The sequence below is a fragment of the Streptomyces sp. NPDC001292 genome (assembly GCF_042896465.1).
GTDB lineage: Bacteria > Actinomycetota > Actinomycetes > Streptomycetales > Streptomycetaceae > Streptomyces.
Map to the genome: position 1 here is coordinate 72,962 of NZ_JBIAXG010000016.1, position 23,639 is coordinate 96,600.

The following is a 23,639-nucleotide window of genomic DNA, read 5'->3' on the forward strand; positions in this document are numbered from 1 at the left end:
GCGGGGACCCGCGCGGTCCCCGCCCCCCCGGCTCTCCTCCTCCCCGCACCCGACCCACAGGGAACCGCGTCCGTGCCGCAGTACGAGAGATTCGCAGCCTCCTCCGGGAGCACCGACTTCGCCGCCTACGCCAGTGCGGCCTGGCCCCGTCTGTTGCGGACCGCCCTCCTGCTCACCGGCGACTACCACGAAGCCGAGGACCTCGTGCAGACCACCCTGGCCAAGGTGTACGCGCGCTGGGGGCGCATCCCGCCCGACGACGTCGACTTCTACGTACGGCGCTCACTCGTCAACAACAACCTCAGCCGGATCCGCAGGAGACGTGTCACGCATCTGCTGATGCCGTTCCTGCCCGAACGGGTGCACCAGCCGGACAGCGGCCACGCCGAGTCCGTCGAGCGCCGCGCCACGGTCACGCAGGCGCTCGCCACGCTCTCCGCCCGGCAGCGGACGGTGCTGGTGCTGCGCTACTGGGAGGACCTCTCCGAAACCGACATCGCCGAGCTGCTCGACTGCTCGCTCGGAACGGTCAAGACCCATGCGCGGCGCGGCCTCGTGGCTCTGCGCTCTCATCCCGCCTTCGTCGCCTCCGACCGCTCCCACCCCGTCTCCGGAGCCCGCTGATGAATCACCCCAGAACCGAAGCAGACACAGGCCCGGGACACGCCGAGACCGAACGGTTGCGCCAGGCACTGGCCGAGGTCGCGTACGACATCACGCCCTCCCCGCTGCCGCTGGCGGCCGTGGAGCGCCGGGGGCGGCGGATCCGGCTCAGGCGGCGGACGGCCGTACTCGGCGCGGGGTGCGGGCTGCTGCTGGTGCCCCTGGCAGTCGTCTTGCTGCGCGGCACGGGATCCGGCGCCGCCCGCATCACGTCCCCGGCGGCGCCCGCGTCCGTCTCGCCCTCGCCCTCCGCCTCCTCGGCCGTCCCGGCCCCGACGCCCCGTATCGTCACCCCCGGTGAGCACGTGACGGCCGCCCCCGGCTTCGAGCTCTGGCTCACGGCGGAGGGCAAGCACTGGACGTCGCCCCCCTCCTCGCCCGAGCCGCAGTTCCGCAGCGTGGTCGACGGCAACATCGACCGGAGCACCCCCGGCGTCTCCGTTCAGGAGGAGTCCGAGGACGGCCGCGTCTACCTCTCCGGCCTGTACTACGGCGGCAAGGGCACCGCGTCCAGTGTCGAGGTCGAAACGGTGGCCGGGACGGTGCGCGGCAAGCTCATCGAGCTGCCCGGGGACCCCGGATGGGGCGTCTGGTACGCCATCACCGACGTCAAACCCGGAAAGGGCCCCTTCCGCTTCCGGACCCAAGCCACCGTCTACGACACCGAGGGCGGGATCTACGCCCAGTTGAGGTCACGGTGATCCGGCGGGCACGGCCCCGGTGAACGACGTCGCTCCTGCCTCGAACGGTCGCCGCCCGCCCGGGCGGTGTCACTCCTCGAAGCCCTCGTCGCGCAGGATCGCGTTGACGCGGGTGCGGTGGGCCTCCTCCCACGCGTCGAGGGTCTCGTCCGCCTCCTCGGCCAGCCCGGCCCGCGCGGCGGCGAGGATCTCCTCGCGGCGGGCGGCCGGGACGACCACGACGCCCTCCTCGTCGGCCACCACGACGTCGCCGGCGTTCACAGCGCCGTGCGCCGCGGCGCTTCCGTCCGACGATCCCGTCATCGGCGACGGCGATGCGGACCACCCCTTCGCGCCCCTCCGCCGGGACCCGGGTGGTGGCGAGAGCGTCGCAGGCGGCGCCCTTCGCTGCCGCGTGGGGACGTACTGGCCCCGGTCCGGCACCGCCCCGTCCTTGGGCGCGGGCAGGGGCTCGCACCCATGCTCCGGCCGAGGTCCCCCGGCAGTCCTGGGGCGTGTTTCGAAAGTAGCGTCGTCCGCACGCACCAGACGCCGCGGACCCCGACCTGGTCCCGCTGCCCGGCGCCGAGAGCGCGGCCGCCGCCCTCGACGCGGTGACGCCCCTCGCCGAACGGACCGGGGTTTCCCCGCCCGGCTCGCGCGCGTCAGGGGTCTGCCGACCTGGGCGGCCACGGTCACGGACCCCGACGCGGCGCACCGCCGCCTCACCGAACTGGTGCGCGCGGCCACCCACCGGTACGCCACCCACGGCCACGGCGAAGCGACGATGCTGGTCCACGCGGCCACGGCGCCCAACGCCGTCCTGCGCGTCCTGCCCGCGCTCCCGCGGTCCCTGTGGGCACCGAGCCTGCGGGCCGCCTGGACGGCCTCCGCGGCCGTGACCGCGATGTACGCGCCGGACGCCCCGGCCGTGTACACCCCGCCGGGCATCCTGACCTCCGAAGAGGTTCTCGAACTGGCCCTGGAGCACGGCGACGAACACGTCATCAAACTGACCGACACGGCTCTCGACGTAGGCGACGAACGGGCCCTGGCGGCAGCTCTGTGCTCCATCGAGCTGAGTGAGCCCCTGAGCTGAGTGAACCCCCGAACTGATGGGGCGTGGCGGGCCAGTGTGACGTTTCCGTCCCACCCTGCGCTGTGACAACCATGGACATGAAAATCGAACGTTTAAGCGACACTGCCCGCCGTCTCACCCTCGTCCTCGCTCTCGCCGCGGTCCCCGTCGTCGCCGTCCCCACGGTCGCCCGGGCCGGTGACACCGAACCGGCGGAGCTGGTGCTGAGCGCGCCGGACAGATACGCGCCGGTGCAGGACGTGCTGTACGCCTCCGGAGACACCGGCTATCTGCACCGCCGGGAGACGAGCGACGGCTCCACCGCGCCGTACCAGTGGCGCGGCTACGACGGCAGCGAGCGGACGGTCGAGGACTTCACCGGCAGACTGCCGGGCCAGCAGGGCCACTACGGCGCGGGGACGGACGTCCTGCCCGTACCCGTCGACTCGAGCGGAGTCGTGCAGCTGCGCGACCCCGCGACCGGGGAATCGACGCCGCTCACGGTTCCGGACGGTCAGTACACCGTCGGCTCGTTCGGGCAGACCGTGCTGACGGTCTCGTACAACGAGGTGTGGCAGGTGGACAAGCTGCACATCCTCCGCATCCAGGACGGCGTGACCACGGACACGCCGGTCGAGCCGCCGTCGGGGATGAGGTTCGACCGGTACCCGGTCGCGGCGGGCGACGGGCGGCTGGCCGTCGTGAAGTTCATCCACACGTACGCGATCGGTGTCCTCGACCTGACCACCGGCACGCTCACACCCGTGACCACCCATGCCGTCGGCCTCGACGAACCGTGGACCATCCAGGCCGCCGTCTCGCCCACCCACATCGCCTGGTACCAGCAGGGCATGCGCCAGGCCTTCGTGGTCCGCCGCGACGACCCGGCCGGGGCGCAGACATCCGTCGCCGTGTCGCCCTCGGCGGACGGCGACACGGTCGTCGGACTGGCGGGCGACTGGCTGCTCACATCCCTCCGGCCGGCGACCTCCCACGAGCAGAACCCGCCACTGACCCGCGGCGGCCCCCTCAAGGCCATCCCGCTCGGCGGCGGATCGCCGGTCACCCTGCTGGACGCCGCCCAGCCCGACCTGACGCAGATCCCCGGCGGCGGGGCGATCACGGTCGGCGGCGCGGACGCCGGAGACTGGGCCGTGCGCCGGATCGAGGTCGCGGCGGACGGCGGTCTGACCCTGCGTACCCTCTCCAAGGTGCCCGCGAGACCTGCCACGGTGCGCGGCATCGCGCTGGCCGGCGGCCAGTTGGTCACCAAGGAGACCGACAGCGCGCCGCTCCCCTCGTACCAGTCGCGCAAGGTGACACTCACCGGCACCCCGTCGGCGGGGGAGCGCGCCGAGGTCGCCACTGCGCCCCTCGACGACAGTTACGGCCAGCCGCTGGGCGCCGGGGACGGGTCCGTCGTGTACGTCCGGCACGACGACGCCGCCCAGCGGGACGTCCTCGTGCGCGCGACCGCGTCCGGCGAACGCACCGAGGTCATACCGTTCGATCGCCCCACTCCGGCGACCTCCGGCCGCGGCCTGTACGACGCCGCCGGACGGTACGCGCTGTACGACGGCGGTGTGCTCGTCGACTTCGAGGCGCCCGGGGGCGCGGCGGTGGTGGAGCAACTGGACGCGTCGGCCGCGCTGTGGGGCTCCCAGTTGTGGACCGCGGGCGGCGCCGCCGGCGAGATCAAGGCGCGGGACCTGGCCTCCGGCACGGTCAACTCGTACTCGGTCGGCGCCTCCTGTGCGATCCGGGACATCCAGACCGTCGGGCGCTGGGTGTACTGGGACTGCCTGGGGCGGGACGTCACGGGCGACAAGTCCACCCCGTTCGGCGTGTACGACCTGCAAACCGGTGAGAACATCACCCTGCCCGAGCGCGGGAAGCTCGGCGACGGCTTCGTCGTCAACCAGGACACGAACGCGGGCAAGCTGCTGCTCACCGACTTCCACACCGGAACCGCTGCCGCGCCCCGGGTGCTCACCAGCCTGCCCACCGTGTCCGGGTGGAAGAACTACGACGTGGACAAGTACGGCGGCGGCGTCGCCTGGCTGGACACCGCCGGGGCGGCACATGTCGCACCGAGCGGAGTGCCCACCCAGGCTCTCACCGCGATCGCCACCCGGGCCGACATCGCCTACGCCGCGAAGCCCGGCACCACCTGGAACCCGGCCTGGCAGCTGTCCAAGCCGTCCACCGGCGCCCAGTTGGTGATCAAGAGCAAGAAGAAGGTCGTGAGCACGCTCACCCCCACGGCACACGGCACCACCCTGACCGCCCGCTGGGACGGCACCCTCACGGACGGCGAGCCGGCCGCCACCGGCACCTACACCTGGGAGCTCACAGCCGCCCCCGAGGACGGCGCGGGCACCCCACTCACCCTGACCGGCACCGTCACGGTCACCGCCGGCTCGTAACGGGAACGACTGACGGCTGACGGGACCCCCACCCCGGCGCTCACGACGCCGGGTTGGGGGACCTCGGACGGGTTCCCACCGATGATCGCCGGCCTGCCCGCGTGACGCGTCCCGTCGATCGTCAGTTCCCGCCCGTTCAGCGGCAAGCGCTCTGAGGCACGGGGCTCCCGGAAGGCGGCGACCGGGCCTTCCTGGCCCGAGCGCTCAAGGCCGCCACTGTCTATGAGTGAGGCGCCCGCGCCGAACGGGCAGGCCGCGTTGAGAGCCGGAGACGGGCGAGCCGGACCCCGCCGCATCCACCGACCGCCTTTCATGTACCGCGGTTGGCCCGATCCTTGCGCTCGGTATCACGCCCATCGCTGATTGCCGCCGCCGCAGCAGTTGATGTGAGCGTGGGAACGGTTTGGCGTCCGCCGGCGTCGTCCCTCTCCGGGGCACGGTGGCTGTGCCCAGGGGAGGGGAGACCGGGTGCACGCGGGCGGCTTCGCCAAGTGGACAAGGCGGTTCGAGGACGAGCGCGAGCGCAGGCGCGCCCAGGGTGACCCGGACTGGGGGCAGAGCGCGACGCTGCATCCGGCGGTGTGGGCCAGCATTCAGCGCTTCCAGGTCGGCGAGGACGGTGACGGCGCCAACCTCGTCGGCAAAGCGGATGAGGCCGGCGACGCCGACTACGCGCGGGCGGTCCGGCTCTTCGTCGCCGAGGAGCAGAACCACGCCCGTCTACTCGCCCGTCTGCTGGCTGCGGGTGGTGTACCGACGTTGACCGGCCACTGGAGCGACACGGTCTTCGTACGGCTGCGGCGTCTCATGTGTCTGCGCATGGAACTGCTGGTGCTGATGATCGCGGAAGTGGTGGCACTGCGTTATTACCGGGCCCTGCGCGACGGCACCGACGACTCGCTCACCTCGGACGCGGCAGGGCGGATCCTGTCCGACGAGCAGCGCCACGTCCCGTTCCACTGCGAGCGACTGCACGCCTCCCTGGCGGAACTGCCCGGCGCAACGCGCCGCCCGGTGATGGCCCTGTGGCGACTTCTTCTCCTCGCGGCCTCCCTCGTCGTCGCCGCCGACCACGGTCCGGCGCTGCGACGACTCGGCATCGGACGCCTGCGGTTCGTGGCCGACATCATGGCCTCGTCCGGCGCGGTCGTCTCCGCGGTGCTGGCACCCCGCCCAGACGCTTGGACGACCGCGCCCTGACGACAGGCAGCTCACCAATTCCTGCCCACCTCTCTCAGAGGCTGCGGGCGGTGATGTCGCCGTGGGAGGTGGTGGCGCGGATGTCGAGTTCGGCGGCGCCATCGTTCTTGAGGGCGTTGCTGATGCGGCCGTAGCCGGTGCCGGCGTCCAGGGCGGCCGAGACGCCGCCGGCGGCGGCGACCGAAATGTCGCCGGACCGGGTGCGGAGCACGACCGTGCCGCGCACGGCCTCGTTGATCCGGATGCCGCCCCTTGCGGTGCTGATCTCCGCGGGGCCGCCCAGCCGCCCGACCTCGATGCTGCCGTCGATGGCAGTGAGGCGGACGCTCGCGGCCTCGTCGATCTTGATCTGGCGGTACGCGCCTTCGAAGGTGACGTCGCCAAGGCGGCCGACGCCGCGGAGCTCGGAGCCGGCGGCCTTGCCCTCGACGTGAGAGCCGGCGGGCAACTGGACGGTGACCTCCAGGGATCCGGAGGGGCCGGAGAGCTGGTTCTTGGGCTCGGGGGTGTGGATCCGCAGGACGCCGTCGGCGTAGGCGACGGTGGTCTGCTCGGCGGTCCGGACGTCGCGGTTCTTGGAGGGATTGGCGGGCAGGACCTCGACGGTGGTGTCGGCGCGGTCGGCGGCGATGAACTGAATGCGTCCGGCGGGGATGGCCAGGACGGCGGAGATCGGGGCGGGGGTGTCGAACTTCTGCATCGTGCTCTCCCGTACTCGCTCGTTGTTTCTGATGCTGGAAACGCTACGTTGCTTTCCAGATCACTTCAACGTGTTCGTTGCATAGATTTGTCATCCATGCAGGTAGGTACGAGAAATCCTTGCAAGGGTCTTGCTTGTAACGCAACGGAAGCTGCTCGATCATTGCAATGGGTGAAAAGTGAACGCTATGGTGGGGGATCAGGGACCACCGCGAAGGATCACCGAGGAGACCGCGATGCCGGGAGGCAGGCTCACCCAGCAGGAACGCCGGCAGATCGCGCTGGGGCTGGCCGACAGCCTCCCCTACGCCGAGATCGCCCGGCGCCTCGGCCGTCCGACCTCGACGATCACGCGTGAGGTGATGCGCAACGGCGGCCCCACCGCCTACCGCGCCGACCTCGCCCACCGCGCCACCGAACGCCGCGCTCGCCGGCGCAGGCCTGCCTCCTCCCGCGGGCCGGAGTCAGTCCCCCAGCCACACGGACGCGACGCCGAGGCCGTGGCCGAGTACGAGGAGACGCTCACCACCGTCCTCATGGCCTCGGGCCTGCCCAAAATGACGGCCCGGGTGCTGACCTGCCTTTTCACCACCGACGCGGGCAGCCTCACCGCGTCCGAGCTCGCCCAGCGCCTCCAGGTCAGCCCGGCGTCCGTCTCCAAAGCGATCGCCTTCCTGGAGAGTCAGAGCCTCGTCCGCCGAGAACGCGGCGAACGCCGCCGCGACCGCTACGTCGTCGACGACGAACTCTTCTACCAGGCGACGATCGCCAGCGCCCGATCCAACGACCGGCTCGTCGAAACCGCACGCCAAGGCGTCACCGTCCTCGGCCCCTACACCCCCGCCGCCACCCGCCTGGAGAACATCGCCCGCTTCCTCGACTTCATCAGCGAAAGCATCACCCGCGCCGCCGAACAGGCCCGCGAGGTCCTCCACACCAAACCCGGAACAACCGCGAACGACACCGCCCAACCGACGTGACGGTGTTCCCCGGGAAGGTGAGCGGGTCCCGGGCGTGACGCACCTGTTCCTCGGTCATGGCCGGCGGGCGGCCGAGACGGGCGCCGTGTCCGGCCGGTGACGGCGGCGATGCACTCGAAAGTCCCGGTCACGTGGAGAAGGGCCGGCCCGCGCGTCGTACATCAACGGCGCCTCCGGCGACACCGTCAACTCCACGAACCACGGCGCCTGGAAGTACTTCACCTTCACGAACTGACCCCGTCCCCCGGCCGAACCGGTACGGCCCCCCGACTCCACCGGGCCGTACCGGTGGGCGGCGCAGAGGTGACCGCGTGCGTCGTCTGGAAGACGCGCCGCCCGCCCTCGGCTCAGTGAGCCAGGCACACTCGCCGCTCGTGCCCGCTTGGCCGCAGCCGACCAGGAGTTGAGCCGACCAACACCGCTTGGCGTCAGTCGCAGGACGTGCGGTAGGTCAGGTGCGGGAACAGTTGTTCCCACTGGTCTTCGGGGACGCTGAGGGGATGGGACCTGCACAGGGCTTCGTAGAGGCGGTCGGTGTCGAAGTCGAGCACGTAGGTCCTCGCGTCTGTCAGGCCGGAGCTGCCCAAGTCGGTGACAGCGAGCCAACGAGGGCCCTGCGGCGAGGTTGCCGGGGGAACGTGTACCTCATCAGCGGTCTTCAGCGTGACGAGCGCGGGCGTGCTCCACCGCCCGTCCTTCCCGAGGGACCAGATGCGATAGGGCTCGCTCGTCACCGCGTACCGGTCGTCCGGGGTCATAGTGATCGACGTGACCTCGCGGTCGAGCAAGAGGTCGTCGCGCTTCTTCCGGGGACGAGCGGGATCGGTGACGTCCCAGAACTCGACGGTTCCATCGTGGAGTGTCGCCGCCAACTCCCCCTTGTGCGTGGGGAAGTAGTTTCCCGCGGCTGCCGGAACCAGGCTGCCCCTGGCGGGGTGCGCGGGCCGGGAGAGGTCCCAGAGCCGAATATTGTCTCCCACGTCCTCGGTGACGAGAAGCTGGGACGAGGGGACGTACATCGCGCCCTCCCCCGTCGCCGCGTCGTCGATGCGCCCGCCCTTTCGAGGCCGGGCAGGGTCGGAGACGTCCCAGAACCTGATGTGCCGTCCTTTCTCCACCGTCGCCAGGGACCGCGCCCCGGCGAACCACAGGTTCCCCGTGGCCCCGAGGCCCCCACCCGCCCGCGCCTCGATCGTGCCCCTGCGCACGGGCTTCGCGGGATCCCCGATGTCCCACACCGCGATGTCGGGCTCCTCCTGCGAACCCACCGCGAGGAGACGGTTGTCGGCACTCACGGCGACGCTCGGCGAGTCGGCGGTGAGCCGGATGCCACGGCCCTTCTTCAGGGCTCCGCCGGAGTCGAACTGCCACAACTGGAAGGTGTGGTCCAGCCCCTTGGTCCAGTGATGCACCAGGAACACGGGCGTCTTGTGCCGGGTCAGGAAGTACTTCGCCTCCCATCCCCTCGGCAGGGTGTACCGGACCTTCGGTGTGCCAGGAGCGCCGACGTCCCACACCCTTGTCGTGGTCGTGTAGTCCGCGTTCCCCTGCGAGGCGATGACGAACTCGCCGTCGGGACTGAACGGGCTGGTCCCCGCCTGGGGCATGGCGTAGATGCTGCCCTCGAGCGCGGGCGCCCAGGGCCGGGCGGGCCACAGCCGCACTTCCCCACCCCACTCACCGGCCGCCAGATACCGGCTGTCCGGGCTGTAGGCGACCGACTGGGCCGGCTCGCCCGTCGGCAGGGTGACCTCGTGCATGCCGTCCACGAGATCCGATACCTTCCTGTTCACATCGGCCCGCTCAACGCCGCTCCCGCCGTTCGCTCCCGCAAGGTACGCGCCGTCCCCGCTGAACGCGAGCGACGGCATGCCGTGCCGGTTGTAGCCCCAGTAGTCGAGGTACTTCTTCGCCTTCACGCGCCGCAGGTCCCGTCCGTCCGCCACCTCCCACCAGGCGATCTTCCCCGCCGCACCGGTGGCGACCACCAGGTCGCGCTGGGGATCGGCCGCGACCGCCATGACCGTGTCGGCCCGCTCCGTGTCCCGCAGCACGGGCCGGTCCGGATCGCTCACGTCCCACAGCCGCACCTGTGCGGGCTGTCCGCTCCCCGCTTCTCCGCTGCCGTTGCCCGTGATCAAGTGGTGTCGGTCGCGGGTGAACGCCAGGGAGATCAACTCCGCCTTGGCGACCGTCCGCTGGGTACGCAGTGCGGGGTGGGCGGGGTCGCTCACGTCCCACAGCCGCAGCTGTCCCTTCTGACTGCCCGCCGCGACAGTTCGGCCGTCCGCGCTGAACGCCAGCGTGTACGTCACACCGTGGTCGATCCGAACCAGGGAGAGCCGCCGTGGCTTCGCCGGGTCCCTGGTGTCCCACAGCGTCAGTTCGTCCGCCGACTGCGCGGCCAGGAGCCGCGAACGTGGGTGGTAGGCGATGGCCGCACCGCTCCTCAGCGTGAAACGGCCCGCCTCCACCGGCACGGCGGGCTCGGACAGGTCCCACAACTGGATCCGGCCGCCCCGGTGACTCGCGGCCAGGACCTTGCCGTCCGGGCTGTAGGCGACGTTGAGCACCGGCTTGCGGTACGGCTCCTTCGGGACGAGGCGGGTCGGCGTGACGGTCGTCGCCGCCGTGTACAGGCTGGAGCGGGTCTCAGGGGTCACCGCGGTGCGGTACGCGGCCAGGCTGAGGCGGAGCGCGGTCTGCGGGTCGCCTTCACGTATGGCGTCGGCCTGGGTGGCCAGTTCCCTGGCGATCAGACTCTCCTCCCGGCTGGCCGCCTGCCGGTTCTCGTAGAACGCCCAACCGAAGAGTGAGGCGGCCACCAGGGACAGGGCCGAAAGGCCCGCGATCCAGGCACGGGTGACGAGGCGTCTGCGCTGTTGCGCGTGACCGCTCGCGGCGACGAAGTCCCGTACCACCTGGCGGACGGGGAGGCGGACGACTGCCGATGCCGCTGCGACGGGCGAGTCGGCTGCGGCCACCGGCCGGGCTCCCTGGACCGCGTGGGCATCGTCCGCCGTGAGCTTCTTCGCCTCCTCCAGGGCATCGCCCTGGTAGAGGCCGCTCGGCTTCCGTCCCGCCTCGGCCCAGCCCTCCGCCGCCGCGGTCAGCCGCCGCAGTCTCAGCAGGTCGTCCCGCACCTCGTCGATCCAGCCGCTCAGCCTCCCCCACGCGTGCAGCAGCGAGTCGTGGCCGAGCTGGGCCCCGCCCTCCTCGTCCACGACGACCAGGCGGGCGTCCGCGAGCCGGCGCAGCAGGTCCTCGCTGCCGGCCAGTTCCTCCCGCCGTACCCTGCGGCGTACCAACCGCCCCTCGCCGTCGACCACATGGACCATGGCCAGCAGAAGGCTCCGCAGAGCCGCGCGGCCGGTGTCGTCGAGAGTGTCGTAGATCCTGTCGGCGGCCCTGGCCACCGCGCCCCGAATACCCCCGGCGCCGACGTACCCGGCGTACGTGAGCGTCGTCCCCTGCCGCCGCAGCCAGATCTCCGGCAGGGCGTAGGCCAGGAAGGGCAGTGCTGCGGCGTCTCCCGCGGTGTGCCGCTCCTCGTTCACGTCGCGCACCAGGAGCTGCGGTACGCCCTCCTCCCACCGCAGGCCCGCGTACTCCGCCGGGCCCACGACCGCCGCCTCGACCTCCTCGTCGCCCAGCGCGGGCACGGCGAAGTGGCCCGCCCGTACGACGGGCGCCAGGCGGGGGTCGCTCAGGGCGTCGCCGTAGTAGTCGGCGCGCAGAGCCAGGACGAGACGCGGGCCGCCCTCGTCCCCGTTCCCGCCCCGCTCTTCGTCCGCTCCCGCGGTGAGGGCGGCGGCGAACCGCTCACGTTCGGCCGCGTCCGAGCAGAGCGTGAAGTACTCCTCGAGCTGGTCGATGACGAGGACACGTGGTGCCCGGCCGGCCGTGGTTCCCGTGGCCGCGGGGCGGCTGAAGCGCCCCCGCTCCAGATCCCGTACGACCTCGGAGGGCTCCCTGCCCACCGCCCTCGCCCACCCCTCGGCAAGCGTTTGGAAAGGCCGCTGACCCGGAGCGGACACCATCCACACAGGGTTGAGCCCCGCCTGCTCCGCGGCCACGCTCAGCCCTGCCCGCAGCAGGGAGGACTTGCCGACTCCCGACGGCCCCACCAGGACCACCGGCTCACCGGGCGCCGCCCGCTCGACGCGCCGCAGCAGCTCCCGGGTCAGCTCCTCCCGGCCGAAGAAGAGACGGTGCTGCTCGGGGAGGAAGGGGAGGATGCCGGGGTAGGGACAGACTGCGTTCGGATCCGGGACGTCGACCATCGGCAGCCCGGTGTCCGGGCACGGCCGCGCCTCGTACCGGCGGTTGACGGCGAGGGACAGCTCCCCCATGCGCGCGGTGCCACCGCCGTACGGGCGGGAAGCGCTGCCCTGGAGCCGCTGGTCGAGCAGCCGGTAGACCTCGCCCAGCGTCAGCCACTTCGGGCCGCCCGCGTCGCCCTCCCGCAGCAGGCTCAGCAACTGACCGCTGAAGAGGGTGTGCTCCGCGTCCGGCGGGGCATACGCCAAGGCGTTGCGCATCGCGGACGCGAGCAGGTAACTGCCGGCGGGCCGCGCACCGGCGAACGGGTCCATGGCGGTCGGCCGACCCGGCTCCCGGGCGTTCCCCGCGAAGCAGCAGTCGAGGATCACGACCGGGTCGGCGGCGGCATCGCTCAAGTAGCGCTCGATCTCCGTGTAGGGGATGGAGTGTGCCGTGTCCGCCTGGGACTTGGTCGTCGCCGTGGCCAGGTACAGCTGCTGACCGGGTCCGCGCAACCCGTGCCCGACGAAGTAGAAGAGGACGGTTCCTCGCTCGTACCGCTCCTCCGTGGGCTCGGCCCGGCCGATGGCCTCCGCCAGCGCCTCCAGGACATCACTCGGTGACGTCGGGTCGGTGAGCAGCCTGACCCGGTCTCCCATACCGCACACCGTGCTCAGCGCCTCGGCCACGTCCTGCGCCGACCGCAGAGCGGATGGCAGACCGGGCAACTGGTGCCCTGGGTGGATGGCCGTCCCGACCACCAGCGCGTGGCAACCGGCTCCGGTCAGATCCGCTCCCGCCCGCGGATCCCGCGCCCGCCGCGACGGCATGGTCAGCCCGCCTCCCGCGACGGACCGACCCGACCGCCGTCCTCCGCTGTATCCCGTATCCCCTGTGGGTTGCGCTCCTGCCCAAGCGCTGCGGCGACCCGCTCGGCCAGCTCACTGGTGCCCTCGGCGGTCAGGCCGCGCACCTTCTCCGAGGAGACCACGACCTGCGTACCGTCCGGCCGGGTGATGGTGACGGTCTGATTGCCCCGGCGGTTCTGCAGCCACATCACGACGGCCGCGCCCAGTGCGGTCGTCGGACCACCGGGAGCCAGCAGCAGGGCGATCAGCTCCCCCAGCGCGCCCATGGCGCCGTCCGTCGGAGCGGCGGGAGTCTCCCTGCGGACGAACCCACGCAGATCGGGGTCTTGGCGCAGCCACTGATACAGGTCGTCCGAGGCTCCGGCCGCTTCTGCGTTCCCGGCGTCAACGGCCAGCGTGACTCTCATCTCTTCCCCCTCCAGGTGCAGCACATTTCGTTCTGTCCCAACTGTCCATTGGTTCCCGCTGAGTTGGCAACACATGAAGGCGCCTGAGTGGAGCTGTTCGGCACTCGTCCCCGGCCGAGCCGGGCCATTGCCCACACCGCGATCTTCGAGCGGACCGAAGGACCCTGTCGCCCAATTGGGTGAAGGCGCACTCCCCTTCGCCGTGGGCTCGGCGGCCGCGGCGGCCTTCACCGTGATTCCCTGGCGCTCCCGGCTCCACCTGGTGCGCTTGTGGCGCACGCCGTTGTCGTCGAGTACCCGGAGGGTGTCTGTAGCTTCTGCTCCCTGCAGCGCTTCATCGGCGCGTGATCCGCGCCCGGTCCGCCGACCCCCGGCTTGGCTCTGCCGACAACCTCATCTCACGCTGTGTGGTCGGCCCGGTGCGTCCTGCTGAGCGCCGATGTGTTCTCCTCGGCCACACCTCGGCATCACGGAGTGTTCATACCCCGCTCTTACCGTCGCTGCCGCCCGGCTCCGTCCGGGCGCGCTCGCGGCCGCCACCCAGGAGGGGTCGGGTCGCAGCGCCCAGCGTCCTAGGAGCATCCGCATGCGCAGATCCGTCAGAATCCTGACGGTCGTCGCCACGACCGGCGCGCTCGCCGCCGGTACGGCCGTGGCGGCCAACTCGACGCCCCAGCAGGGGAGTCAAGACAACAAGATACGCAACGTCATCTACCTGGTCGGCGACGGCATGGGCCGCACCCACGTCACCGCAGCCCGGGAGCGTTACTACGGGGCAAGCGGCAAGTTGAACATGGAGCAGCTGCCGAACTACGGCGCTGTCGCCACGTACGCCGCCGAGATGGGCAGCGACCAGCCGGCGCTGGTGACCGACTCCGCCAGCTCGGCCACCGCCTGGTCGTCGGGCGTGAAGACGTACAACGCCGCCATCGGTGTCGACGCCTACGAGAAGAAGGTGGCGACACTGATGGAGCAGGCCCACGAGGCAGGCTTCGCCACCGGCAACGTCTCCACCGCAGAGATCACCGACGCGACCCCGGCCGCCATGTTCAGCCACGCGCTGCTGCGTGGCTGCCAGGGACCGGTCTACTCGGATGCCTCCTGCCTGCCCAAGAAGGCCGACGGGACCTACGAGAACAAGCCCGCCGACCAGACCCTGATCACGCCGATCGCCGAGCAGATCGCCCGCAACGGCACCGCCGACGTGATCCTCGGCGGCGGCCTGTCCCGCTTCGAGCCGGACGACCAGAAGGCGCTGCAGGCGCAGGGCTACCAGGTGCTCGGCAGCTTCGGCGACCCGGCGCTGCCCGCGCAGACCGCCGCGAGCCAGAAGGCCGCCACCAAGGCGGACCTGGAGGACGTCAAGAGCGGCAAGGTCGTCGGCCTGTTCAACCGCGGCAACCTGACCGTCGAGCAGGCCAAGGCCCAGCTGCCTGCCGACGCCCCGCAGAAGCAGGAGCCGACTCTGGCGGAGATGACCAAGAAGTCGATCTCCCTGCTCGACGGCCGCTCCAAGAAGGGCTTCCTGCTCCAGGTGGAGGGCGCCCAGATCGACAAGCGCTCGCACGCCAACGACGCCGCGCAGACGCTCGCCGAGATCAAGGCGTTCGACGACGCCGTGAAGGCCGCGGTCGACTTCGCCAAGAAGGACGGCCACACCCTGGTGGTCGTGACGGCGGACCACGAGTGCGCCGGCTTCAACATCATCGAGAAGGGCACCTTCACCAACGCCGAGGCGGCCGCCCCGCCGGCCAACACCGACGCGGGCAACCGGGCCAACGACTCCACGCCGTCGCGCTCGTCCTCGGCCAACGTCAAGGACCCGGCCCGCTCCTCGGGCATCGTCAACGGCTCCGGCGCGGGCGACCCGAAGAACTTCGGCCCCGCCACGTTCCGTACGCCCGACGACCCGGCAGGCGTCAAGGACGGCAGCCCGGAGGCCAGCCTGTGGCTGTCCTACCTCTCCGGCAACCACACCGGTGCCGACGTGCCGATCTACGCGTACGGGCCCGACGGCAAGCGGTTCGCCACCAGCCAGAACAACACCGAGCTGTACGGCAAGATGTACCGCTCCCTGTTCGGTACGGCTCCGCGCACCAGCTGACCCCCCACGGGGCCGGGTGCGCGTTCCGCGCCTCGGCCCCGCGACTGTACCGACCGTTCCAGATGCCCCGGGAGTACGCCCGATGAGACCGCTCACCCGCACCACGGCCGCTGTACTCGGCCTCCTCGTCCCCGCCCTGGCGGCGCTCACCGGCTGCAGCGGCCACTCGGGGGCCGACCACCCGGGCGACCCGAAGCCGCGTGCCTCCGCCGCCGCGGCCGCCCTGCCCGCCCCGCGCTCCGCGCCGGCCCCGGCACCCACGCTCTCCCCGGCCCCGGACAAGGGCGAAGTCCGCATCGAGGACGGGCCGTTCACCGACCGGGTACGCCTCACGGATCTGACGCTCACGAACAAGCCCGCGGTCACCGGGCACGTGACCATCACCTCCGACGTCAGTGATGTCCTCGCGCTGGAACTGCGCGCCGCCTACTACGACTCCCGCGGCCGCCTGCTGGGCACCGGCACCTTCGAGTACCAGGAGGAAGGTGAGGACGCGCAGGGCAACGAGCACCACGACGGCCCGCGTGCCGCCGGTGACGGCATCGACTTCACCCTCCCCGCCAAGCACCTCGCCGGCACTCCGGCCGCAGCGGTCGTCTCCATTCCGGTGCTGGTCAACGAGTAGTCCCCAACCGGACCCTGGGCTGCTCGGGTCTGAGCAGCCAAGTGTCACACCGCAGGTCGGCATGGCTGTTGTGCGAGCGCCTCTCCTGGATCCGGCCACCGTGATCAACCGCCTGTGGGTGCCCGTATCGCTCGTTCGGGTGCGTATCTCGTGCAGGTTTCAGTACCGATGTCCAGGATTGGCCTCGCGATGTGTTTCCTCGTGAAGGTGGGAGAACATGCCGACGTACATCACGCTGCTGAACTGGACCGATCAGGGGATCCGAAACTACAAGGACACCGCGAAGCGCGCCGAGACCTTCGGAGCAGCGGCACAGAAGATCGGGGCGAAGGTCCTGAACACCTACTGGACCGTCGGTCCATACGACCTCGTGGCCGTCGTCGAGGCACCCGACGACGAAACTGTCACCGCAGCACTCCTGCATCTCGGCGGGGTGGGCAACATCCGTTCCACGACTCTGCGGGCCTTCGGCCGAGAGGAGATGGAACGCGTCATCGCCAAGGCGACTGGCTGACGACCTCCACTCACCGCAAGCGAAGGCGTCTGGTGAGCCGGCTGAGCAGGGCGCCTTACAACCCTGCTGAGGTGCCCGAGTCGGCCACCTGCGTACATGGCAGGGCTACCACCGCGTGCCCTGGTGAACACGGCCGCGGACGACGCGCTGATCCGGCGCAACCCATGCCGCATCAAGGGGCGCGGACCGTTACGACGTGCCCGGGCGACGGGTGCTCACGGTCGCGTCCTGCCTGTGGTGATCTTCCTCTAGGTCTACAGTTCCTGCTGGTCAGCGAGGTGCGGTCTTCCGTCCCTGTCTGATCGTTCCTCGCCTCTACACGGCCTTTCCTCGCGGGTGGTGCAGATGCGGCGGGGCTCCGGCTCTGGGGCCGGGCGCTCGACGTGGTCGCGGACGAACGCGGCCACGGCCGCCCCGTCGGCCAACGCTGCGCTCTCATTACCGCACATTTGTTTGATCCAGACGGGTGGGGTCACTCGGTGGTGTCGGCTGATGGCAGTCGCGTCCGTGGATCTCATGCGGATGCGGCCGCCGGGCTGGGGCGATGGGCCAAGGGATAGGCGAGGGAGCTGGTCAGGGTGAGTGTGGTGGCAGCGCAAGGCGGGGGCGGGGGAGGTTCCAGTGGCCTGTACGACGTGCTGGAGCTGGTTCTCGACCGAGGGTTGGTGATCGACGCGTTCGTGCGGGTCTCCCTGGTCGGAATCGAGATCCTGAAGATCGATGTGCGGGTCGTTGTGGCGAGCGTGGACACCTACCTGCGGTTCGCCGAGGCTTGCAACCGCCTGGACCTGGAGGCAGGGCCGCGCAAGCCGGTCGGACTGCCGGAGATCGTCGGCGGCCAGCTCACCGGTTCCGGCAGTCGAGCCAAGACGAAGGGGGCGCTGTCCGGCGCTGCGGAGGCCATCTCCGATGCCTTCCAGCAGGCGCGCGACGAGGGCCCCGTGAGGGAAACCGCACGGCCGCGCCACCGCCGGGATGAGGAACGATGAGCACCTGCGCCTGCACCATCATCCACAGCTCGCACCCCCCGGTTGCCTGAGCACACGGCCGGCCTCGGCGAACCGCCACGCCCGGTGCGCATCCTTCGGGAGGGCGACCTGGCAGCCATCGTCGGCAGGTCGCGTCGCTTGGGGCATGCACGCTTCGTGTCTTGGCAGCGACGTCGGCAGAGGCGTTCTTTACAGAGGGCCGGGCTCTCGCGTACTCGATGGGATGCCGAAAATCCGATAAACCCTCACACCGTTCACCGCCAGGTCATACCGAACCTGAGCACCCGTCATGAATAAGTCAGGAGCCGCCCGCTTCGGCACGGGAGTCACCGCTCTGGGTGCCGGTGGCAACCGTCACGTCTGCACCTGCTCAGCAGGCCATGTGAAGGAGTCGGCGTGTTCGGTCATTGCGTGGTCACACTGGTGAAGGCACATGTCGATCTGTGTTCCGTCCGGGGCTCGGGCGACTGGCCGCCCCCTGGTCGGCCTGCTTTGATCCTTCGGGTAGCGCCACCTCGCGAGAACGCATTCCGGTTCCGGGAGCCGAGCGAGCGAATGCTGCCATTCAGAAGTGCTCATTCGAAGGGAACCACGCGTGATGAACCCCGCCCCCCAGGTTGCGACAGCCGAGATCTCCGACGCTGACCTGGACAACATCTCCGGCGGCCTCGCGGTCGGCGGCGGTCTCTACGCCGAGACTCCGATCGCGGACGTCGCCTCCGGCCACCTGGTCATCGCCACCCCCGAGGGCGTTGCGGCGGACGCGGCCGTCCACACCGCCGCTCACTGACGGGCGGCGTCCAGCTACCGATGGGTCCCGGATCACCTGATCCGGGACCCATCGTGGTCTTTGCCGCGCAGACAGCGGAAGGGACGTCGGACCGCTCCTGCCGCAGCACTCGGGGTCACTTCGCGGGGCGTGCAGTCCCCGGCATGGAGCGAGGGCGGCGATCTCTCGTGGGAGGACGGGGCGCGGGTAGGGGCGTCCGCTGCCGGCGATCGGGTCGCCGGTGGTGGGGTCGAACTCGTAGGCGCGCTCGGCGGCCGGGCCCACCGGGTGCCGCAGCGCCCTGGTCGCCGCTGGCGCAGGTCTTCTCGCTGCCGCCCGTCTCCTCCGATCCTCCGACCAGCAGTGAGTCGGCCTCCCCCAGCCCGTCGTCGGTCCCCACCCGCGGCCCGAGCCCGACGCCTACCCCGAGCGTGCAACAGGCGGTCGCCCAGGACCCGACTACCCTCGCCCGCCAGCTCTCTGCCGTGCTCGCCGCCCGGTCCGGCTCCATGAAGCCGGGCCTGTACCACGAGGCCCAGAAGAAGGCAGACAAAAGATCAACAAAAAGGTCGAGAAGGGCGAGACCGATCAGGCCGCAGACAAGGCCCGCGACCTCGGCAAGCACCTTATCGACGCCCAGCAGCAGGGGGAATGGAGCGGCGATTCCCAGGTCATGCAGCTGCTGAACCAGCTCTCCGCACTCGGCTGACAAACCAGCAGCACCGACCGTGCTGCTCTCTACGCAGAGACGGTTCCTTGCTGTCCCGCGCACTTGTCCACGGTGAACGGCGTGGCCGCTGGCCTGCGCAACACCGGCTGACGCCTCCCCGCACACGACGGTGCCCCCGTACTCGTCACCCGGACGAGTGCGGGGGCACCCTTCGTGCACGGCGGAAGTCAGCTCCGGGAGGCCCTGCGACGCCGCAGCACCAGGTAACCGCCTGCGGCCACCAGCGCCGCCGCGACGCCCGACAGCAGGCCCACCGGGGCGCTGCTACCGGTCTCGGCCAGATCGCCGCCGCCCTGCGCGGACGGGGAGGCGGCAGTCGACGGGGCCGCCCCGCCCTCGCCGGAGGAGGCACTCGGCGCCGCGGTCGCACCGGCGGGGCCCGAAGGAGAGGAGGAGCTCGGCGCTTCCGTCGTACTGGCCGGGGCCGAAGGCGAGGACGACTCCGACGAGGAGGGCGGCACCGAGGCGGAGGGTGCCGTACCGCCACCACCACCTTCGGAGCCCTTGCAGTCTGTCCAGAACACCTTGTGCTTGGCGGCCCCGTTCTCGCCGTCGAAGTTCCAGAACAGCTTGTAGTGCCCGTCGGGCAGGGACAGGTCCGCCGTACGACCGTGGCCCTCGGCATCCAGGGTGATGGCCCCGGACTTCACGGTCTCGCCCTTGGTGGCGGCGGTCGGGGCCCAGGCCTCGATGTGCCAGTCGGCCTGCTGGACCGCGTCGAAGCCGAAGGCGTCGAGGTAGAACGTGCAGACGTGCGGCTCGTTGCGGCGCAGCTCCTCGCCTGTCCTGGCGTCGTGGATCTTCACCGTCCCGTTGTCACCGGGAGCGGTGGCGTGAGCGGCCGGTGCGAGGAGCAGCACGGCCGTAACGCCGGCGGTCAGCGCGCCGGCGCGGATGAGAGTACGCATGGGGCAGGTCAACCTTCGAGATGCGAATGGGAAGATGTGGAGGGGTCTGCTAAGCGTCCAGCGCCATCTGACGATGGGTCAAGCACAAACAGACAACGAACGGACCTGCTGCCGAGATGGAAGCCGCCCTCGGGACGGCCTGATCCCGGATGCCAGCCAGTGCGCCATCATCCGCGCCCCGCTCCCGCAAGCGGCGCAGCCCACCCAGGCCGGGCGGGGCAGGCCGCGGACGGCGCCGCGACGGCGTACGGGCGAGGGATCGGCAAGTAGGCCAAGTCGCATCGTGAGCACCGCGTCAGCGCCCACATCTCTGGCCGCCGCCACGCCACTCGTCAGGTCCGCGGCCAACTCGACCAGGTCCGGAGCCATCAGAACCACCTCGGTCCAGCCCTGCGGATGGCTGGCCACTCTCGCCCATGAGCGGCGTCTGGCCGCGCAGGGCGACCACAGCCGTCCGGTCACCGTCGTCGGCCCGCATCAGCCCCGGCTCTGGCCAACGACATCTCCTTGCCAACCCGGAAACCGTGGAAACCCTGATGAGGCGGGGCGAATTCGACTCGGGGGACGCAAGCTGGAGCACGGCCCGACACTCGCTGCCGTCCACAGTCGCCGGTAGCAGGTACCGCGGCGGCGGTCACGTCCGCTGGAGTGGTGTATCGACGGCCACTCGGTGATCTCGTCTTTGAGGCTATGCGGTGAGTTCGGTGGACAGGACGGTCTCGTCGGTTTCTGACTCGATCGGGTGGAGGCGGGCTTTGGCGAGGAGTTCGCGGCCCATGTAGCGGCGGGCTTCGGTCCACACGTCGTTCTGCTCGGCCAGGACCGCGCCGACGAGCCGGATCACGGCGGTGCGATCGGGGAAGATACCGACCACGTCGGTGCGACGCCGGATCTCCTTGTTCAGCCGCTCCTGCGGATTGTTCGACCAGATCTGCCGCCAGATCTCGCGGGGGAAGGCGGTGAAGGCCAGCAGGTCATGCTGGGCGGCGTCCAAGTGGACGGCGGCTTTGGGGAACTTGGCCTCCAGTGCGTCCAGGACATGCCGCATCTGGGCCTTCACCGCGTCGGTGTCGGGCTGTTCGAAGACGGTCCGCAGCAGGGTGGCCACCCACGGCTGGGCCGATTTCGGCACCTGGCGTGGGTGCGGCAGCGCTGCCAGGAGGCGCCGGGCAGCACCGCGCGGATGGCGTCGACCAGGCCGGCGTGGGCGTCGGAGACGACCAGCTGGACGCCGGACAGGCCGCGGGCGATCAGTGAGCGCAGGAAGGCTTCGGAGATCAACTCTCCGTCCGCTCACGCACCGCTCACGCAAACGGCCCCGGACGAGGAGTCCGAGGCCGAATAGGGCGTCTCCCTGGGGGAGAAACCCCAGGTCAGTGGCATAATGCATTGTGCCCCCGGCAGGATTCGAACCTGCGACACCCGCTTTAGGAGAGGCCCTACAGCCTTCCCCGCCTGTCGTGATCTTCCCCTAGGTTCACCGTTCCTGCTGGTCAGCGAGGTGCAGTCTTCCTTTCCTGTCTGATCGTTCCCCGCCTTTACACGGCCTTCCGTTCCCATGACGTTGCCATGAGGGCTCCGACGAGCCTGTGGGAACGAGGGTGGGGGAGTCTGCCGAGATCAGCAGGCCCATCAGGTTGGTCTGGCGCAGGGCGATCGCGCGGTCGGCCAGGGTGAGGTGCGGCAGCCGCCTGGCTGGCGACCGACGGGAACGAGTGGATCACCGGTCAGGTCGTTGACTCCGAGGGCGGGTTCCGCCGCTGACCACGGGCTCCGCGGTGTCGCCGTGCGGTTGGTCGGACGCGGACACTTCCACCGTCTGCTCGGGCGGCGGGCCCTCCGCGGTGCGGGAGCGTGTGAACCAGCCGTGGATGAGGTCGATCAGCGAGGGCCCGCCCCGCAGACACCACAGGGCGATGACGGGATCGCAGATCGCGCAGCCGAGGGAGGAGGTGTGGGCGAAGGGCACGATCGGGTTGCCCTTGAGGTGGTGGAGCAGGTCCCAGGCGGTGTGCATCAGCCAGGCGATGCCGATGAACGTCCAGGACTCCAGCCCACGGTAGGCGACATACGTGGCGACGGCGGTGAAGAGGAACTCCCAGCCGCCGAAGCCGCCGCCGCTGAGGTAGGCGGCGCCCGCTCCTGCCACCATGATCGCGTTGAAGCGGCGTCGGTGTGGTTCGCGGATCAGTGACATCAGCAGTGCGTACAGGAGGCCGATCAGGATCGGCATGACGTAAATCATGACTGGGTGGCCTTTTCGAGATCCGGACGGGTGGGGCTGGAGCGGTCGAGCAGTCGCAGGGTGAGGAGACCGCCGACGCCGGGGATGACGGCGACGGCCTTGGCGGTGGTCGTGGCCTGCTTGAGGCGCCAGGTCGCGATCACGACGAACAGGTAGGCGCAGCCGTGGGTGGGGCCCATCAGGGAGGAGATGGGTTTGAGGTGGGCGGTGGCGATGTTGGCCAGCATGATGACCAGTGAGATGAGCTCTATGTGTGCCGCGATGCGCAGGGGCCGCAGGTGCACGGTCATACTCCTGTGGTGGAGCCGGGGCGGATGATCATCAGGACGGTGACCGTGGCCCACAGCAGGTTGAAGATGCCGGTGAGCATGGCCAGGCGGCCCGGTATGCGGGAGCCGGCGCCGGAGCCCGGTTCGGGGGAGCCGGCGTCCCGTATGGGGAAGCCGTCGCTCTGTACCGGGGAGTCGGTGCCGGACGCCTCCGCTGTGGCCAGGGCATCTTCCTGGGTCGGCAGGATCAGCAGTGCCAGAACGGCGGCGGCCACAGCGGTCAGGGTGATCGAGGTGATGAGCCACGCACTGCCGAGGACGCCGAGGCTGCTTGCGGTGGCGAACCCGAAGACGGGCACCGCGAGGCCGAAGACCGCGTAGACGCGGCAGATGCGGTGCAGCATCCGCAGGGTCGTGAGCGGCTCCGGGGCACCCGGTTCGCTCTGCGCGCGGCGCAGCGCCTTGGGGAACATGCTGGCGGCGACGGTCACCGGGCCGATGGCCACCACGGCGGCCAGGACGTGCAGGGAGAGGAAGAACTTCGCCACGGTCAGCGTTCCGTCGCCGTTCGAACCGTGCGCCGCTCGTCGGTGACCTTCGAGGCCGGAAGGCACCCGGCCTTGGAGGTCCCCTTCAAGGTGTCGCCCTCGACCGTCATGTCGAAGGCCAGGTTCAGCCGCAGGGGCTTGGTGATGGCCTGATTCCATGTCAGCCGGTCGCCGTGGAGGACGACATCGCCGAGCGGGACCTCCTCGCCCGTCCTGTGGGCGACGCCGGTCAGGACCCCGGCCTCCCGCTGGAGATCGACCACGGCAAGGCCCGCGCGCGAGGGGTCGAGAGTGGCCGTGGCGCGCAGCGTCAGGCCCCCGGTTCCGCTGACCACCTCGCGCGCCCCTTCCGCGGAGACCAGTTCCACGCTCACCGCGCCCGCGGATGCGGTACCGCCGGCGTACAGCACTTCGTAGGGGGCGACGACGTCGAGCGGATCGAAACCGTCGAACAGGACCATCTGGGCGTGCATGGAGAGTTCCTTCGCGTGAGGGCAAACCGGTCCGGTGCCGGGGACGCCTCCGAAGGTATGTGGTCGCCTTCCCGTCCCCCAGTGGCATGAGTGACACTCTTCAACGGGATACTGCCAAGGCCCCCACGAGGGCCTCTGAGCTTGGACGGACGACACATATCAGGGACCAGAACCGGGTTCTCCCATTCGGCGGACAGATA

General features: G+C 70.5%; 19 protein-coding genes and 3 pseudogenes. 11 read left to right on the forward strand and 11 right to left on the reverse strand.

Annotated elements, in window-relative coordinates; genetic code table 11:
• Positions 1-72 precede the first annotated feature (72 nt).
• Complete coding sequence (locus ACFY4A_RS18805; protein WP_390830514.1) at positions 73-624, forward strand: SigE family RNA polymerase sigma factor; 552 nt, start codon at positions 73-75, stop codon at positions 622-624.
• The gene (locus ACFY4A_RS18810; protein WP_390830515.1) at positions 624-1,364 is read left to right on the forward strand and encodes a hypothetical protein; all 741 of its coding nucleotides are present in this window, start codon (positions 624-626) and stop codon (positions 1,362-1,364) included. The genes ACFY4A_RS18805 and ACFY4A_RS18810 overlap by 1 nt, the downstream gene beginning before the upstream one ends.
• 69 nt (positions 1,365-1,433) lie before the next feature.
• Here the strand turns inward: ACFY4A_RS18810 and ACFY4A_RS18815 are convergent, their stop codons facing one another.
• Positions 1,434-1,667, reverse strand: a complete 234-nt coding sequence (locus ACFY4A_RS18815; RefSeq protein WP_390830516.1) for a hypothetical protein — start codon at positions 1,665-1,667, stop codon at positions 1,434-1,436.
• A gap of 239 nt (positions 1,668-1,906) precedes the next feature.
• Here ACFY4A_RS18815 and ACFY4A_RS18820 point away from each other — a divergent pair.
• The 3 genes and pseudogenes from ACFY4A_RS18820 to ACFY4A_RS18830 all read left to right on the forward strand — a co-directional run.
• Positions 1,907-2,442: pseudogene (locus ACFY4A_RS18820) on the forward strand (hypothetical protein); the annotation flags it as partial.
• Positions 2,443-2,513: 71 nt separating this feature from the next.
• Positions 2,514-4,847, forward strand: coding sequence for a hypothetical protein (locus tag ACFY4A_RS18825; RefSeq protein ID WP_390830517.1), 2,334 nt, complete (start codon positions 2,514-2,516; stop codon positions 4,845-4,847).
• Positions 4,848-5,315: 468 nt separating this feature from the next.
• Positions 5,316-6,047 (forward strand): ferritin-like domain-containing protein, encoded by a 732-nt coding sequence (locus ACFY4A_RS18830; RefSeq protein WP_390830518.1) that lies wholly within the window; start codon positions 5,316-5,318, stop codon positions 6,045-6,047.
• A gap of 34 nt (positions 6,048-6,081) precedes the next feature.
• Here the strand turns inward: ACFY4A_RS18830 and ACFY4A_RS18835 are convergent, their stop codons facing one another.
• Positions 6,082-6,747 carry a DUF4097 family beta strand repeat-containing protein gene (locus ACFY4A_RS18835; protein WP_390830519.1) on the reverse strand — a complete coding sequence of 222 codons (666 nt, stop codon included), beginning with the start codon at positions 6,745-6,747 and terminating at the stop codon, positions 6,082-6,084.
• 235 nt (positions 6,748-6,982) lie between these two features.
• Here ACFY4A_RS18835 and ACFY4A_RS18840 point away from each other — a divergent pair, with 235 nt between their 5' ends.
• Complete coding sequence (locus ACFY4A_RS18840) at positions 6,983-7,726, forward strand: helix-turn-helix domain-containing protein (protein ID WP_390830520.1); 744 nt, start codon at positions 6,983-6,985, stop codon at positions 7,724-7,726.
• 428 nt (positions 7,727-8,154) lie between these two features.
• Here the strand turns inward: ACFY4A_RS18840 and ACFY4A_RS18845 are convergent, their stop codons facing one another.
• Together ACFY4A_RS18845 and ACFY4A_RS18850 are read right to left on the reverse strand one after the other, a co-directional pair.
• Positions 8,155-12,819: an AAA family ATPase gene (locus ACFY4A_RS18845; protein WP_390830521.1), complete on the reverse strand. Its 4,665-nt coding sequence runs from the start codon at positions 12,817-12,819 to the stop codon at positions 8,155-8,157.
• A 2-nt stretch (positions 12,820-12,821) separates the two neighbouring features.
• A complete protein-coding gene (locus ACFY4A_RS18850; RefSeq protein WP_390830522.1) occupies positions 12,822-13,265 on the reverse strand; it encodes a hypothetical protein in 444 nt (147 codons plus the stop codon).
• Between the two features lie 586 nt (positions 13,266-13,851).
• Between ACFY4A_RS18850 and ACFY4A_RS18855 the strand changes: the two genes are divergently transcribed.
• The 5 genes from ACFY4A_RS18855 (at position 13,852) to ACFY4A_RS18875 (ending at position 18,287) form a co-directional block, all read left to right on the forward strand.
• The gene (locus ACFY4A_RS18855; RefSeq protein ID WP_390830523.1) at positions 13,852-15,369 is read left to right on the forward strand and encodes an alkaline phosphatase; all 1,518 of its coding nucleotides are present in this window, start codon (positions 13,852-13,854) and stop codon (positions 15,367-15,369) included.
• Positions 15,370-15,451: 82 nt separating this feature from the next.
• Positions 15,452-15,994, forward strand: coding sequence for a hypothetical protein (locus tag ACFY4A_RS18860; protein ID WP_390830524.1), 543 nt, complete (start codon positions 15,452-15,454; stop codon positions 15,992-15,994).
• Positions 15,995-16,211: 217 nt separating this feature from the next.
• The gene (locus tag ACFY4A_RS18865) at positions 16,212-16,508 is read left to right on the forward strand and encodes a GYD domain-containing protein (RefSeq protein ID WP_390830525.1); all 297 of its coding nucleotides are present in this window, start codon (positions 16,212-16,214) and stop codon (positions 16,506-16,508) included.
• A 578-nt stretch (positions 16,509-17,086) separates the two neighbouring features.
• Entirely contained in the window at positions 17,087-17,497 is a 411-nt protein-coding gene (gvpJ, locus tag ACFY4A_RS18870; protein ID WP_390830526.1) for a gas vesicle protein GvpJ, read from the forward strand.
• 598 nt (positions 17,498-18,095) lie between these two features.
• Positions 18,096-18,287, forward strand: coding sequence for a type A2 lantipeptide (locus tag ACFY4A_RS18875; RefSeq protein WP_390830527.1), 192 nt, complete (start codon positions 18,096-18,098; stop codon positions 18,285-18,287).
• 876 nt (positions 18,288-19,163) lie between these two features.
• On the opposite strand, the gene ACFY4A_RS18880 is transcribed toward ACFY4A_RS18875, so the two are convergent.
• From ACFY4A_RS18880 to ACFY4A_RS18910, 7 genes and pseudogenes are all read right to left on the reverse strand, one after another.
• The gene (locus ACFY4A_RS18880; protein WP_390830528.1) at positions 19,164-19,904 is read right to left on the reverse strand and encodes an LPXTG cell wall anchor domain-containing protein; all 741 of its coding nucleotides are present in this window, start codon (positions 19,902-19,904) and stop codon (positions 19,164-19,166) included.
• 688 nt (positions 19,905-20,592) lie between these two features.
• Positions 20,593-21,173 (reverse strand): annotated as a pseudogene (locus tag ACFY4A_RS18885) (transposase); the annotation flags it as partial.
• 451 nt (positions 21,174-21,624) lie between these two features.
• Positions 21,625-22,149 carry a DUF6010 family protein gene (locus ACFY4A_RS18890; protein ID WP_390830529.1) on the reverse strand — a complete coding sequence of 175 codons (525 nt, stop codon included), beginning with the start codon at positions 22,147-22,149 and terminating at the stop codon, positions 21,625-21,627.
• Positions 22,146-22,439 (reverse strand): DUF3817 domain-containing protein, encoded by a 294-nt coding sequence (locus ACFY4A_RS18895; RefSeq protein ID WP_390830530.1) that lies wholly within the window; start codon positions 22,437-22,439, stop codon positions 22,146-22,148. Before ACFY4A_RS18895 ends, ACFY4A_RS18890 begins: the two co-directional genes overlap by 4 nt.
• The gene (locus tag ACFY4A_RS18900) at positions 22,436-22,966 is read right to left on the reverse strand and encodes a hypothetical protein (RefSeq protein WP_390830531.1); all 531 of its coding nucleotides are present in this window, start codon (positions 22,964-22,966) and stop codon (positions 22,436-22,438) included. Before ACFY4A_RS18900 ends, ACFY4A_RS18895 begins: the two co-directional genes overlap by 4 nt.
• Before the next feature lie 2 nt (positions 22,967-22,968).
• Entirely contained in the window at positions 22,969-23,229 is a 261-nt protein-coding gene (locus ACFY4A_RS18905) for a hypothetical protein (protein ID WP_390830585.1), read from the reverse strand.
• Positions 23,224-23,439 (reverse strand): annotated as a pseudogene (locus ACFY4A_RS18910) (DJ-1/PfpI family protein); the annotation flags it as partial. The pseudogene ACFY4A_RS18910 and the gene ACFY4A_RS18905, both read right to left, overlap by 6 nt.
• Between the last annotated feature and the right edge of the window lie 200 nt (positions 23,440-23,639).

Excerpts from the sequence above, each read along its gene's own strand:
- ACFY4A_RS18810 (WP_390830515.1), top strand. The coding sequence starts at position 624 with ATGAATCACCCCAGAACCGAAGCAGACACAGGCCCGGGACACGCCGAG.
- ACFY4A_RS18815 (WP_390830516.1), bottom strand. The coding sequence starts at position 1,667 with ATGACGGGATCGTCGGACGGAAGCGCCGCGGCGCACGGCGCTGTGAAC.
- ACFY4A_RS18825 (WP_390830517.1), top strand. The coding sequence starts at position 2,514 with ATGGACATGAAAATCGAACGTTTAAGCGACACTGCCCGCCGTCTCACC.
- ACFY4A_RS18835 (WP_390830519.1), bottom strand. The coding sequence starts at position 6,747 with ATGCAGAAGTTCGACACCCCCGCCCCGATCTCCGCCGTCCTGGCCATC.
- ACFY4A_RS18840 (WP_390830520.1), top strand. The coding sequence starts at position 6,983 with ATGCCGGGAGGCAGGCTCACCCAGCAGGAACGCCGGCAGATCGCGCTG.
- ACFY4A_RS18845 (WP_390830521.1), bottom strand. The coding sequence starts at position 12,819 with ATGCCGTCGCGGCGGGCGCGGGATCCGCGGGCGGGAGCGGATCTGACC.
- ACFY4A_RS18850 (WP_390830522.1), bottom strand. The coding sequence starts at position 13,265 with ATGAGAGTCACGCTGGCCGTTGACGCCGGGAACGCAGAAGCGGCCGGA.
- ACFY4A_RS18855 (WP_390830523.1), top strand. The coding sequence starts at position 13,852 with ATGCGCAGATCCGTCAGAATCCTGACGGTCGTCGCCACGACCGGCGCG.
- ACFY4A_RS18860 (WP_390830524.1), top strand. The coding sequence starts at position 15,452 with ATGAGACCGCTCACCCGCACCACGGCCGCTGTACTCGGCCTCCTCGTC.
- ACFY4A_RS18865 (WP_390830525.1), top strand. The coding sequence starts at position 16,212 with ATGCCGACGTACATCACGCTGCTGAACTGGACCGATCAGGGGATCCGA.
- ACFY4A_RS18875 (WP_390830527.1), top strand. The coding sequence starts at position 18,096 with ATGAACCCCGCCCCCCAGGTTGCGACAGCCGAGATCTCCGACGCTGAC.
- ACFY4A_RS18880 (WP_390830528.1), bottom strand. The coding sequence starts at position 19,904 with ATGCGTACTCTCATCCGCGCCGGCGCGCTGACCGCCGGCGTTACGGCC.
- ACFY4A_RS18890 (WP_390830529.1), bottom strand. The coding sequence starts at position 22,149 with ATGATTTACGTCATGCCGATCCTGATCGGCCTCCTGTACGCACTGCTG.
- ACFY4A_RS18895 (WP_390830530.1), bottom strand. The coding sequence starts at position 22,439 with ATGACCGTGCACCTGCGGCCCCTGCGCATCGCGGCACACATAGAGCTC.